At 72.1% G+C, this 12,397-nt stretch carries 10 protein-coding genes; 4 read left to right on the top strand and 6 right to left on the bottom strand.

Features of this window, described 5'->3' with window-relative positions; genetic code table 11:
- Positions 1-78 precede the first annotated feature (78 nt).
- Positions 79-201 carry a hypothetical protein gene (locus AB0E91_RS24135; RefSeq protein WP_361785580.1) on the bottom strand — a complete coding sequence of 41 codons (123 nt, stop codon included), beginning with the start codon at positions 199-201 and terminating at the stop codon, positions 79-81.
- A 424-nt stretch (positions 202-625) separates the two neighbouring features.
- Here AB0E91_RS24135 and AB0E91_RS24130 point away from each other — a divergent pair, with 424 nt between their 5' ends.
- Both AB0E91_RS24130 and AB0E91_RS24125 read left to right on the top strand, forming a co-directional pair.
- The gene (locus tag AB0E91_RS24130; RefSeq protein ID WP_361785577.1) at positions 626-2,053 is read left to right on the top strand and encodes a transcriptional regulator; all 1,428 of its coding nucleotides are present in this window, start codon (positions 626-628) and stop codon (positions 2,051-2,053) included.
- A 261-nt stretch (positions 2,054-2,314) separates the two neighbouring features.
- Positions 2,315-3,367, top strand: a complete 1,053-nt coding sequence (locus AB0E91_RS24125) for a hypothetical protein (protein WP_361785574.1) — start codon at positions 2,315-2,317, stop codon at positions 3,365-3,367.
- A 42-nt stretch (positions 3,368-3,409) separates the two neighbouring features.
- On the opposite strand, the gene AB0E91_RS24120 is transcribed toward AB0E91_RS24125, so the two are convergent.
- On the bottom strand, positions 3,410-4,090 hold the full coding sequence (locus AB0E91_RS24120; protein WP_361785571.1) for an SMI1/KNR4 family protein: 681 nt from the start codon (positions 4,088-4,090) through the stop codon (positions 3,410-3,412).
- 123 nt (positions 4,091-4,213) lie between these two features.
- Here AB0E91_RS24120 and AB0E91_RS24115 point away from each other — a divergent pair, with 123 nt between their 5' ends.
- Both AB0E91_RS24115 and nhaA read left to right on the top strand, forming a co-directional pair.
- Positions 4,214-5,353, top strand: a complete 1,140-nt coding sequence (locus tag AB0E91_RS24115) for a PP2C family protein-serine/threonine phosphatase (RefSeq protein ID WP_361785568.1) — start codon at positions 4,214-4,216, stop codon at positions 5,351-5,353.
- A 155-nt stretch (positions 5,354-5,508) separates the two neighbouring features.
- On the top strand, positions 5,509-7,404 hold the full coding sequence (nhaA, locus tag AB0E91_RS24110) for a Na+/H+ antiporter NhaA (protein ID WP_361785565.1): 1,896 nt from the start codon (positions 5,509-5,511) through the stop codon (positions 7,402-7,404).
- 12 nt (positions 7,405-7,416) lie between these two features.
- On the opposite strand, the gene AB0E91_RS24105 is transcribed toward nhaA, so the two are convergent.
- The 4 genes from AB0E91_RS24105 to AB0E91_RS24090 form a co-directional block, all read right to left on the bottom strand.
- On the bottom strand, positions 7,417-7,950 hold the full coding sequence (locus tag AB0E91_RS24105; protein WP_361785562.1) for a hypothetical protein: 534 nt from the start codon (positions 7,948-7,950) through the stop codon (positions 7,417-7,419).
- A 143-nt stretch (positions 7,951-8,093) separates the two neighbouring features.
- Positions 8,094-9,323 (bottom strand): beta-ketoacyl-[acyl-carrier-protein] synthase family protein, encoded by a 1,230-nt coding sequence (locus tag AB0E91_RS24100; protein WP_361785559.1) that lies wholly within the window; start codon positions 9,321-9,323, stop codon positions 8,094-8,096.
- A 126-nt stretch (positions 9,324-9,449) separates the two neighbouring features.
- A complete protein-coding gene (locus AB0E91_RS24095) occupies positions 9,450-9,818 on the bottom strand; it encodes a hypothetical protein (protein WP_361785556.1) in 369 nt (122 codons plus the stop codon).
- Between the two features lie 70 nt (positions 9,819-9,888).
- Positions 9,889-12,012 (bottom strand): acetoacetate decarboxylase family protein, encoded by a 2,124-nt coding sequence (locus AB0E91_RS24090; protein ID WP_361785553.1) that lies wholly within the window; start codon positions 12,010-12,012, stop codon positions 9,889-9,891.
- Between the last annotated feature and the right edge of the window lie 385 nt (positions 12,013-12,397).

Here is a 12,397-nt window from a genome sequence, read left to right as displayed (position 1 = left end):
CCTTCACAGCTCTCTGGACAGACGCGGGGGCGGCACGGCTCGCGCCGCACCGCCCCCCGGGTTCGAGGTGCCGGTCGATCAGCCCTCGAAGTAGTTGTCCTTGTCGGAGTCGTTGAACGTCTGACGGCCGAGGGTGATCTCGTCGGCGTCGGCCGACGCCAGGACGGGCAGCTCGACGGTGGTGATCTGGGCCTCGCTCATGAGATTGCCTTCCTTCGTGCGGCAGCCGGTACCGGTCGGCACGGCCGGTTCAGCGGTGATGCAGCGGAGGCGACGGGCCGTCAGCCCTGCCACCACGACTGGGAACCCTCGCGGTTTCCCGAGTAGTCGCGGCCGAGGGTCACCTCGTCGGCGTCCTCCGTGTGCAGCACGGGCGTGCCGCTGGACTGGTCCTGACCCATGGGTCCTCCTTGTGACTCGCCGGACTGTCCCGGCTCCACAAGGACACCCGTTCGAGAGGTACCGCGGTAGTCGGTGGAGTCCGGCGAACAACGGCGCTCAGCCGTCAGCCGGACACCGGTGCACCCCTCGGCGCTTTACGGTGAAATACGCGCCGCCATAGGCGAGTTGGTAGGCCGCGCCTACGCTGAAGTGCTAGCCATGACCATGGCCAGGAGGCAACCGCATGGGCCGGCCCCCGCTCGACAAGCAGCCGAACACATTGCTCGCGTACTGGATGGACCAGTGCGGCATGTCCCGCAACCGCCTGGCCCGCATGGTCACGCAACGCGGCGTCCAGCAGGGCATCACGGGGCTCGCCACCGACGAGAGCCGAGTGCGGGCGTGGCTGAAGGGCTCAACCCCCAGAGACCCCGTACCGCGCCTGATCCGGGAGATCCTGAGCGCCGCGTCCGACAAAGACCTCACCTACGCCGACCTCGGTCTGCCGGGCGAGTCAGGGCAGACCGGTATCCGCAGCCCGTGGACGCGCCCGGCTGCCATCGCCGCGCTCAGCCAGATCATCCGGAGCGAACTCATGCTGCCCGAGCTGCCCGACACCCGCACAGAAGCAGACGCCGCCACCGCCCTCACCGGTCAGAGTCTCCTGGACCCTCTCCAGGAATGGGCCCTGTCACATCCGGACGACACCACATCGCAGAGTCCACCGGGCAGGCATATCGGCATGTCCGAGGTGGAGGGCATCCGAGCGATCACCAACAGCTTCCGCAACCTCGACAATGCCCATGGCGGCGTACTGTCCCGCGCCGCTGTCCTCGCCCAGGCCAACTCCGTTGTAGGAATGCTCAAGAACAGCACCTACACAGAGATCGTGGGGCAGGCCCTGTGGTCGGCGGCCGCCGACCTTGCCGGTGTCGCCGGATGGATGAGTTTCGACGCGGGCCGCCACAAGGCCGCCCAGAAGACGTTCGTGTCCGCGCTGCACGCGGCCGCCGAGGCCAACGACAAAAGGATCGGCGCGCACATCCTCCAGTGCATGGCCCGGCAGATGTCCCACCTCGGGCACCCCGAGGACGCTCTCGACCTGGTCGCCCTCGCGCAGTACGGGGCCCGGCGCCACCTCACCCCCGCGACGACATCCATGCTCGCCGCCCTGGAGAGCCGCTTCCAGGCGATCCTCGGCCGCACTGCCGAGAGCGAAGGGGCCGCCGGGCGCGCCATGGAGGCGTTCGAGCGCGTGAATCCCGACGTGGAAGAGGCACACATGGCCTTCTTCGACCTGCCCGAACTGCACGCCACCCTCGGCATGGCCCACCAGATCGCGGCCAAGCACGTGGACGGCCGAGCACGGATCAGCCACGTCCGCCGGTCAACGGACCTGGTGTCCGCCGCTCTGGCCGTCCGCCCCGTCCACCGCCAGCGCAGCATGGCCTTCGACCATCTGGGGCTCGCCCGAACGCACCTCGCTGACGGAGAGGTCCATGGCGCTGCCGAAGAGACGGCACGCTGCCTGGAGTTGCTCGGTGCCGTGCAGTCCCGCCGCGTCCACGACCGGCTCGGCGAGCTGTACGTCGAAGCAACGCCGTTCGCCGATACCGCGCCCGGCCGCGAACTGCGCGAGCGGGTCCGCGAGGAAGTTCTCGCCTCCCGGTAACGACGCAGTCGGCCCCCGCATCTCCTCCGTGACTGCCTCCACCACGCGGTCCAAGCCGTCGCCCACGTGCACAATCTCTCCCTCGCGTCGTGAACAGACAACCGCGTTGACAGGTCTGACCTGCCCGAACGCAGCCTTCTGCAACACTCTTGGGTGAGTTGTCCATGCGGGCCGGCAGAGAGGTTGTGCGTTCCTCGACCGCTGCGTCTTGAGGATCTGGCTCGGGTCATGGGCTTACACCGGTCGGTCTAGGGTCTGGACATGAATAACAAGAACGAGGACCAGCCCGGGGTAGAGAGACTGGAATCTGACACCTCCGTAGACGCGGGCAAGCGTGGCTCCGAGGGATTCCACTGGGCGCCCGGTTTCGAAGAAGTCGATTTGACCGGCATAGATAAGTCGCTTGATCTGCTGGGCCACCTGGCTAAGGACACCGCCTTCGCGGGACATCGGGTTGGGCTGGGCGCCTCAGCAGCCGCGGCGGCGCTGGAGAAGAGCGGCCTGGGCGAGAAAGTACGGCAGCTCACCCAGATCGGTATACCTGTGAGCATCGGGGTCACGATGCCGACCGACTTCGGACGCCTCATCGAGGAGAAGACGAAGACCTGGTCCGCCAATATCAGGCTCCTAATCGAGCGAGCTCTGGGGATCATCCCTGAGAACCTGCGGGAACTGAAGCTGGGAGAGCAGCTCCAGCAGGTCTTCCGGATAAACGAGGAGGACGGGACCTCGCTGGCTTGGGCCCCTCGGGCAAGCATCGTGGAGGAACTTCTCGCCGCCCCCGACATGGAATCGCGCAGCGCTCTCTTCCTCGGTCATGTCGACGCGATCGCCGACGATGTCGACGCGTCGCTGGCTGCCATCCAGCTTGCTGAACACCAGGTGCTGCGGGCGATGCTGACAGACGCCGTGGCTGCCCTGCGTGCCGACCTGTTTGTCCCGGCGCAGGCGGCTGCGGCTGCGGTACTCGACACGGTCCTGTATCACCACGTGCTGGAGTTCCTGAACTACCCAGAGACGCAGAAGAAACTATCGACGCGAAAGCATTTCAAGCCCATCGGCCTCGATGAATGGGAGGACGCTGTCCTCTACGAAGCCGAACTGGTCCTAGTCGGAGGCGGGCTGCTGACCGCCTTCAAGACCTGGAACCGCGGGCGGGGTCCCGCGTCGTTCAACCGCAACGGCAGCATCCATCAGGTGGACGACGGCGCCTACTCGCCCGCGCACGCCGTGCGGGCCATCTTGCTCGCCCAGGCGCTCCTGCGCTGGCTCGACGCTGCCGTGGCGGATGAGCAGGGAGCCGCGGTCACCTGACGGCACAGGGTGCCGCCTAAGCGGACAGGCGGCTTCCCGGCTCTACGAGGCGAACCACCGGTACCAGATGGGCGCCCCCACGCCCGCATGCCAGTTCTCGTAGGTGGCACGGCGCTGTTCGGGCGTTGTCAGTGACTCCTCGTGGGCGAACCAGTCGAGGTACCACTCCGTGAACGTCGCGGCCCGGCGGTCGTCGTTGAGCAACGGGTTGAGCCGATCGCAGGTCGCACGGCCGTCGAACCACATGGTCCCCCGCATGGGCCCGCTGACCACGAGAAGGGTGTGAAAGCCGCAGCCGTCGTCGTGGAGGAAGGCCGCCCCGGCGACCCGAGCGGCTTCGAGCTCGTCCGCGGCTTCCTGCCAAGTGTCGTACTCGGCTTGGTAGGCCGCGTCGGACGGGTGGTCCTCACGCTTCGGCCGGCGCTCCCACGCGTCCTCGCTCGCCGCCAGTGCGACGTCATGGTCGGGAAAGGGGACGTACAGCTTCTCGTGGTCCCAGAACCCGGCGCCTTCCCAGTCCCAGCGCGCCCCGTCGAACCGCAGCCTCCGCACCCGGCCGCCCGCGCTGACACGCAGCAGGTACTGGCGGTAGTCCTCGGGAAACTCCACACCGCACTGTTCCTCTGCCTGGCGCACCTGCGCCTCGCTCAGGACCGCCGGAAGCTCCTGTCCGCCGAGCCCCGTACCCTGCCGCGCGTAGAGGGCGACGGTCCGATCACGCACGTCGCCCCAGTTCACTGCCCCCATGCCCGGCAAGACAGCCGACGCCGGTCGGTCCAGGTGAGGGGCCCCTCGCCCGGCATGTGACGACATGCCGGAGGCCCGCTCCTGGCGCACCCTGAAGGAATGAGGCTGGGGTGGTGGCCCGCGGGGCTGCGGCAGTCCGGGCGTTCGGCGCATGCGTTGCTGTTGTTGCCGGTGGCGTTGATCGTGGCGATCACGGTGGTGGACGTGCGGGCGCCGGCGGAGGTGCATCTGGGGCCGGCGCTGGTGATCGCGCCGGCGCTCACGCCGTCGCTGGCCGGGCCCAGGACCACGGCGTTCGTGGGCGTCCTCGCGCTCGCCGCGCAGGCGCTCATCGGGTACCAGCACGGGGGGATCGGCACCACGAACCACATCGTGCAGCTCGTCACGCTGGCCGTGCTGTGCGTGATCCTGGTCGTCTACAGCGTCGTACGCGAGCGGCGCACGGCGCAGTTGGCGCAGGTCCGCAATGTGGCCGAGGCGGCGCAGCACGTGCTGATGTGGCCGTTGCCCGAGCAGATCGGGCCGTTGCGGATCGCGTCGCTGTATCTCGCGGCCGAGGACGAGGCGCAGATCGGCGGGGACCTGTACGCGGTGACGCCGGGCGAGGGGGCGGTGCGGGTCCTGATCGGGGACGTACGCGGCAAGGGGCTTCCGGCGATCGGGGAGGCGGCGCTGCTGCTCGGGGCGTTCCGGGAGAGCGCGCACCGGCACATGCCGCTCGCGGATCTGGCCACGGCACTCGACCGGAGCATCACGCGGTACGCCGCCGAGCTGGACAGCCCGGAGGAGGCCGGCGAGCGCTTCGCCACGGCGCTGCTGGTGGAGATCCCGGAGGGGGACTCGATCACGCTGATGACCAGCTGCGGCCATCCTCCCCCGCTGCTGCTGAGCCCCGGCCGCCACGTCGCGGTCCCGAGCCTGCACCCCTCCCCGCCCCTCGGTGTCCACGGCGACGCCGACCACACGGTGGACGCGTTCGCCCTCACCCCCGGCGACACCCTTCTCCTCTATACGGACGGTGTGATCGAGGCCCGCGACGCCCAGGGCCGTTTCTACCCCCTGGCCGAACGCGTCGCCCGCTGGACCGACGACACCCCGGAAGCGCTGGTGCACCATCTGCGACGCGACCTCCTCGCCCACGCGGGCGGCCGCCTCGGAGACGACGCGGCCCTCGTCGCCGTACACCGGGCCCCGGTCGACCATCATCGGCATCACCATGGGTGGGCGCACCATAGGTAACCGGCTCGTCCAGGGCATCACACACATAGGTCCCACACACATAGGTCCCGCACACAGCACCACCCACACGCCCCCTCGGCAGGCGCGATGCCCGCCGCTGGCGGACTCTGGAGGGGCCCCGCTCATCGCCTCCGTGTGACCTGCGAGCACCGAACATGATCACCGATACGACCGGCGCCACCCCTTCGGGGACCGGGCAGACCGCCTGCTCGAAATCCCTGCACACCCCCCTGCGGGACTTCCTGCGCACCGAGACCGGCAGCGCGCTCGTGCTGGTGGTGGCCGTGCTCGCCGCGCTGGTGTGGGCCGGTCTCGCGCCCGGTGTCTACGAGGACGCCTGGACGACGCGGCTGTCGGTCAGCGCGGGCTCCGCCGGACTCGGCCTGGATCTGCGCGGCTGGATCAACAGCGGCCTGATGGCCCTGTTCTTCTTCGTGGTCGGCCTGGAGGCGCGCCGCGAGTTCGACATGGGCGAGCTGCGCGAGCGCCGCCGGGTCGCACTGCCGCTGGCCGCGGGCCTCATGGGAATGCTCGTACCCGTCCTGATCTTCCTGGCCTTCAACGGAGGGGACGGCGCCGGGCACGGTTGGGGCGCCGCGATGTCCACGGACACGGCGTTCGCGCTCGGGACGCTGGCCCTGCTGGGCAGGCGCCTGCCGTCGGCGCTGCGTACCTTCCTGCTGACCGTGTCCGTGGTCGACGACTTCGTCGCCCTGGCGGTCATCGCCTTCGCCTACAGCGGCAGCGTCTCCTGGCCCGCGCTCCTCGCCGCCGCGGCCGTCTTCGCGGTGGTGCTGTTCCTGCGCAGGGTCGGCGTCCGCAACGGCGTGGTCTACGCGGTGGCGGCGGCCTGCGTCTGGGTGGCGCTGCTGGAGTCGGGCATCGACCCCGTCGTCACCGGTCTGGCGTTCGGGCTGCTCACCTACGCCTACCCCGCCTCGCGCAGCGAACTGGAACGGGCCACCGGGCTGTTCCGGCTCTTCAGGGAACAGCCCACCCCGGAGCTGGAGCGGAACCTGCGCCAGGGCCTGGCCGCCGCGATCTCGCCGAACGAGCGGCTCCAGCAGCTCTTCCACCCGTGGACCAGCTACGTCATCGTGCCCCTGTTCGCCCTGGCCAACGCCGGCATCCATGTGAGCTGGTCCGGGCTCGTCCACAGCCTCGGCTCACCGGTCACCCTCGGCATCCTGATCGCCTACGTCGTGGGCAAGCCGCTGGGCATCTTCGTGGCCGAGTTCGTCACCACCCGGGTCAGTCGCGGCCGGTTGCGCCCGCAGGTCGGCTGGGGCTCGGTCCTCGCGGGCGGCACCGCGGCCGGGGTCGGCTTCACCGTCTCGCTGCTGATCGCCACGCTCGCCTTCACCGGCCAGGAGCTGACCCAGGCCAAGGTCGGTGTTCTCGCCACCGTGCCGGTCTCCCTCGTACTGACCTGGGTGGTCACCGGTCTCGTCCACACGCTGCCGCGCATCGGCCGCGCACGGGCGCTGCTGGGGACGGCCGAGGGCATCACCGACCTCGCCGTCCCGGTGGACCGGGACCGCGACCATGTGCGCGGCCCGCTCGACGCCCCGGTCACCGTGGTCGAGTACGGCGACTTCGAGTGCCCGTACTGCGGCCAGGCCGAGCCCGCCCTGCGCGACCTGCTCGCGGGCGACGAGGACGTCAGCTACGTATGGCGCCATCTGCCGCTGCACGACGTGCATCCCCATGCCCAGCTGGCCGCCGAGGCCACGGAGGCGGCGGCCCGGCAGGACGCCTTCTGGCCCATGCACGACGTCCTCCTCACCCACCAGGGCGCCCTGCGCATCTCCGATCTGCTGCGCTACGCCGAGGAGTTGGGCCTCGACACCGACCGCTTCGAACGGGACCTGCGCACCCACGCGGGGGCCGCCCGGGTGGCCGAGGACGTCGAGTCGGCCGACCTCAGCGGGGTCGCGGGGACACCGACCTTCTTCGTCAACGGCCGCCTGTACCGCGGCACCTACGACTTGAGCGGTCTCGCCGAGGCGGTCCGGAGCGCCCGGGAGCGCGCCGCCCTGACCACGGGCTGACCCCCGCGCCCGTCAGCGCACCGCCTTCAGGTCCGTGATCTTGCGGGTCGTCAGGTCCGACTGGACGTCGATCCGCGTGACCTGGGGGTGTTTGCCGTCGCTCCAGGTGAGCGTCACACGCGTGGTGGCGTGGCCCATGCCCGAGCCCGTGTAGGCGGCCTTCCACCTCACCGGGACGTTCTGGGCGAAGAGGATGCCGTCGGCGTGGTTCCTGCGCTCCCAGGCGCTGACTTTCTTGCGGGCCGGGGCGGAGAGGTAGAAGTCGCGCAGCGCCTTGGCGTTGGCCGCGCCGGCCGGGTCCTCGGCGTCCCAGACGGCGTCGATGTAGGCGCCGTAGAAGTCGGCCACGCGCTGGGTGACGTTGCGGGGGTCGCCCTGGGCGGTCGTCACGGTGGCGGGGCGCGCGGCGGCGGAAGTGGCGGGGTGAGCGGCGGGGTGAGCCGCCGTGTCGGCGGGGCCCGCCAGGGCCGGGGTCACGGCGGCGAGGACCAGGCCCGCGCCGAGGGCGACGGTGGTCAGCGGTGTCATGCGGTTGCGGATGGACATGTGCCTGATTCACCCGTTTTCTACGCGGCCGGGCCGATCCCGGACGTTGACGGACCGTAAGAGCGTGATTGTCGCGCCGCGGTTCCCGGTTTCCGTACCCTTTTACGGTGATTTTCCCGTCCGGGGAAACGGCGGTCGTCCCGTCAGTCGGCGGCCGTGAAGGCCAGTACCGCGTTCTGGCCGCCGAAGCCGAACGAGCTGCTGATGGCCGCCCGCATCTCCTGCGGGCGGGGCGCCTTGGAGACGATGTCCAGGTCGATCGCCGGGTCCTGGGTGTGCAGGTTGGCGGTCGGCGGGATGAGCTGGTGGCGCAGGGTGAGGACCGTGCAGGCGGCCTCGATGGCGCCCGCGCCGCCGATGGCGTGGCCGATGGTGCCCTTGACGGCGGTGACGGGCGGCGGGCGGCGGAAGACCTGGTGCAGGGCGTTGTGTTCGGCGAGGTCCCCCTGGGGGGTGGAGGTGCCGTGGGCGTTGACGTGGTCGACGTCCTCGGGGGCGAGTCCGGCGTCCGTGAGGGCGGCCTGGATGGCGCGGGCGGCGCCGTCGCCGCCGGGGTGCGGGGCGGTGAAGTGGTGGGCGTCGCAGGAGGCGCCGAACCCGGAGACGTAGGCGGCGGGGCGGGCGCCCCGGGCGCGGGCGTCCTCGGCTCGCTCCAGGACGAGGACGGCGGCGCCCTCCCCGAGCACGAAGCCGTCGCGGTCGCGGTCGAAGGGGCGGGACGCCTCGTGCGGGGCCTCCGTACGACGCGACAGCGCGCGCATCTGGGCGAAGCAGGCGGCGGTCATGGGCAGTCGGGCCGATTCGCTGCCCCCGGCGAGGACCAGGTCGCAGGCGCCGGACAGCAGCCAGTCGCGGGCGAGTCCGATCGCGCTGGTGCCGGAGGCGCAGGCGGTGCTGACGACCATGTTGGGGCCGGTGACCCCGAGGTCGAGGGCGATCTCGGCGGCGGCCATGTTGGGCACGCTGCGCGGCAGCGCGAGCGGGGAGACCCGGTCGGGCACCTGGTCCGCGAGCCGGTCGAACTCGGCCTGCCAGCCCTGCATGGAGCCGGTGCCCACCCCCATGACGACGCCGACCCGGGCGGCCTCCCAGCCGTCGGGGCCGGTCCGGGCGTCGGCCACGGCCTCGCGCGCGGCGAGCAGCGCGAAGGTGGTGAAGCGGTCGAGGCGGCGGCTGAGCCGGTGGCCGAGCAGTCCGGCCGCGTCGAGTTCGGGCACCTGGCAGGAGAACGCCACCGGCAGCCCGTCCAGGCCCGGATCGGCGGTCGCCGTGGAGAGCCCGGCGCACAGACCGTCCCAGGCGGCGTCCGTGCCGACTCCGGCCGGCGTGACCAGTCCGAGTCCGGTGACGGCCACGGGGGGACGCCGGTTCATGTCACCTGATTTCACGAGCTGCATGTGCCGTGATTATGCGGACCCGTGACGCCCGGGCCGCCGCGCCACACTCGTTCGGCCGAGGACGGCTCCCGCTACCACCCGTATGCGCGAACGCGGCGCCGCTCAGGCGATGCCGTCGTACGACGGGGGTTCGGCGGCGGGGGGCCGTCCCGGCAGGCCGCTCGGCCGTCCCGCGCGACCGCTCGACCGGCCCGTACGGTACGACGGTGCGGCGTCCGGTCTCGGGTGCGCGGCGAGCAACACGGAAGCCGCGGCGCGGAGTTGGCGGGCGGCGCGGCGGCAGGCCGCCGCCTGCCGGGTCAGGGCGGGACGGGTGTGCGCGGGGGCGGCGGAACAGGCGGCCACGGCTTGGGCGGTGGCGACGAGGCGGCGGGCGTAGCCGTCCATCAGCTCGGCGTCGGCGCGCAACCCGGCTGCCCGGTCGAGGAGTTCGGCCGCGCGCGGTGTCGTACGGGGGGACTCGGTCACCATGGCTGCTCCCGGTCGCGTGGGTCGGTCACGTGGGTCGGTCGCGTCTCGGTCGTGAGGTCGCGGGGCGGGCTCAGCGCGGCAGCACCGTCCCCGCACCGCGGTGGACCATGGACTGCGGGCAGGAGAGCACGAACAGCGGCCGCGCCCCGTCGGCGCCGAGCTTGCGCAGCTGCCCGGACATGGGTTCGGCGGCGGAGGTGTCCAGGCGCAGCCGCAGCCCCGCCCCGAGGTGCAACCGGGGGCGGCCGCTGGTGCGGACCAGGGTGCGTACGGTGCTCTCGCCGCGCCTGCCGTAGAGAACCCAGTCCGCCTCGGGGCAGCGGACGCCCGGACCGAGGCGGCCCTCGACGGTGACGCCGATGTCCGGTGCGGAGAACCGAATGTGACGTCCCATCAGGTCGGCTTCGGCGGGGGCGCGCAGCGCGGGCAGGCCCCAGATCTCCCGCGCGACCACCTGGGCCTCCTCGCTGGTGACGGCGAGCGAGAGGACGTACCGGCCGGTGCGGCGCAGGTCGGCGCGGCGCAGCAGGTCGGTGGCGAGGTCGAGGGGACGGGGCCGCCACAGGTCGTCGACCAGTACCGACAGGACGATCTCGGTGTAGGGGCCGATGGTGGAGCTGCGGTGCTCGTACAGGGACAGCACCGCGATCGCGCGCCGTGCCGGTGTGCTCGGCCGCATCCAGGCGACGTGGGGCAGCAGGGCGCGTACGGCCCCGGCGTCGGCCGGGAAGCACAGGTGTGCCGAGGAGGAGTCGTGGTAGCGCACCGGCAGCGTGACCGGACCCCGGGTGGTGGTGAGGGACGTGGTGGGCAGGGTGAGGAAAGGGTGGCCGTCGGGCGGATGGGCGCGGTTCTTCAGGCGGTACGCCTGCGTGCGCACGACGGGCCCCCGGTACGGCGCGAGCGCGCGGTCGATGTCGTCGCGCACGGCGGGGGCGGTGGTGCGCAGATGCTCCAGGTAGCCGCGCAGTGTGTGGGAGCGGGGGAACTCCCTTGCCGTACCGGCGAATTCGGCCTCGTAGCGGTTCGGGTGGGCTTCGGAGGCGCGGCCCCGGCCCTCGGGGGCGGGGACGATGTCGTGTTCGTCGGTGACGCGGGCGACCCAGGTGCGCGGGTCGGCGGGTTTGCCTCGGTGGGGCGGGGAGCCGACGGCGATGACGTGGGTGACCCGGTAGGTGGCGCAGAACTCGGGGTCCTGGGCGAGGTTGAGCAGCGCCGTACCGCCCTCGCCGTGGCCGATCAGCGCGAGGTCGGCGCCGCGTGGAATGCCGTGGTCCTCGACGGCGGGCAGCAGGGCGCGGGTGTAGGGCGAGCCGGGCGTGAACTGCTCCTGCCAGGCGCCGAGCACGTCGGGCGGTGAGTCGTCGCGGGGGCGGCCGGGGGCGGTGCCGGGGGCCTGGACCACGTAGCGGACGACGCCGTCGGGGCCGCGCACGTTCTGCACGAGGACGCGTCCGGCGGAGGAGAGCGTCTCGATGTTGCGCAGGAAGCCGAGGAAGGAGCCCTCGGTGGCGATGGTCTGCCGTTCCTGGTCGGTGAGGGCGGTGGCCTCGGCCGCCGCGTCGCCGGATCCGCTCGCCGGTCCGCCCTCGGGGTCGCCCGCGCGGTCCTCCGGTTCGGCGTCCAACAGGGCGCGTACGGGCAGCAGTTCGGTCATCAGGGCGGTGAGTCCGGCCAGGGGGCGCTGGGCGTCCCGGTCGCGGAACAGGCCGCGCAGGGCGCGTACGGCGTCCCGGTCGCGGTGAGCGGTGAGGGCGCGGCGGAGTCTGCGGACGCCGGGTTCGCGGGCGAGTTCGGGGTGGCCGGTGAGGAGGGCGGCGGTCCGCAGCCGCAGTGCGGTGACGGCCGTTCTTGCCGCCAGGTTCTCGGCGCCGAGGGCACAGGCGCCCGCGCCGAGCATCCGGGCGAGGCCCCGGGCGCCCCGGCCGGGCGGGGCACCGAGGCCCCAGCGGTCGGTCAGGGCCCGCAGCAGCGCGGCGCGGGCGGCCGGGGAGAGGCGGGTGCGGCGGCGGCGCGGTCCTGAGGGGGCCGGCGCGGAGAGCGCGGCCGTGGTGCGCGCGGCCACCGCGCGTATGCCCTCGGCGGCGTCGAGCACGTCGCGCGCGGCCCGCCGCAGCAGTTCGGCCGTCTCGTGTCCGTCGTCGTGGTGTCCGCCCTGGATGGGCCGTCCGGGTGCGTGGCCGTCCGCTCGCATCCGACGCTCCCTCGGTTCGACTGTGTACGACAGGCCCTGGAGACGGCCTCGGTCCCATCGTCGGCCAGCGTCTGCGTGCCCGCACTTCCGTCCGGGTCGCAGGTGAGACGGCGGCGGGGGCCGCGAGGGCGGCTTCGGGAGACCCGCCGGACCCGCGTGGCACCGGGCTCGTGGGGCGATCGAGCGAGTCGGCCCGGCGGTCGCTCCGCCGCCTTCGGAGGCGCGCCGCATCGGGGTCGGCCGACCACTCGAACGGGTTAAGCGGGGCCGTGGCGGGCGGCCCCGTCAGCCCTAGGGGGTGTCTCGTCGATCAAGCCGGGCTCGCGACGCCTGGCACCGCACCTCGCCGCGTTGTCGTCGGTCGCCGATGCTCCGCATCGACTCC

The organism is Streptomyces sp. NPDC026659 (assembly GCF_040638245.1).
GTDB lineage: Bacteria > Actinomycetota > Actinomycetes > Streptomycetales > Streptomycetaceae > Streptomyces.
This window is presented reverse-complemented; position numbering and strand designations above follow the sequence as displayed.

Excerpts from the sequence above, each read along its gene's own strand:
- AB0E91_RS24135 (WP_361785580.1), bottom strand. The coding sequence starts at position 201 with ATGAGCGAGGCCCAGATCACCACCGTCGAGCTGCCCGTCCTGGCGTCG.
- AB0E91_RS24130 (WP_361785577.1), top strand. The coding sequence starts at position 626 with ATGGGCCGGCCCCCGCTCGACAAGCAGCCGAACACATTGCTCGCGTAC.
- AB0E91_RS24125 (WP_361785574.1), top strand. The coding sequence starts at position 2,315 with ATGAATAACAAGAACGAGGACCAGCCCGGGGTAGAGAGACTGGAATCT.
- AB0E91_RS24115 (WP_361785568.1), top strand. The coding sequence starts at position 4,214 with ATGAGGCTGGGGTGGTGGCCCGCGGGGCTGCGGCAGTCCGGGCGTTCG.
- nhaA (WP_361785565.1), top strand. The coding sequence starts at position 5,509 with ATGATCACCGATACGACCGGCGCCACCCCTTCGGGGACCGGGCAGACC.
- AB0E91_RS24105 (WP_361785562.1), bottom strand. The coding sequence starts at position 7,950 with ATGTCCATCCGCAACCGCATGACACCGCTGACCACCGTCGCCCTCGGC.
- AB0E91_RS24100 (WP_361785559.1), bottom strand. The coding sequence starts at position 9,323 with ATGAACCGGCGTCCCCCCGTGGCCGTCACCGGACTCGGACTGGTCACG.
- AB0E91_RS24095 (WP_361785556.1), bottom strand. The coding sequence starts at position 9,818 with ATGGTGACCGAGTCCCCCCGTACGACACCGCGCGCGGCCGAACTCCTC.
- AB0E91_RS24090 (WP_361785553.1), bottom strand. The coding sequence starts at position 12,012 with ATGCGAGCGGACGGCCACGCACCCGGACGGCCCATCCAGGGCGGACAC.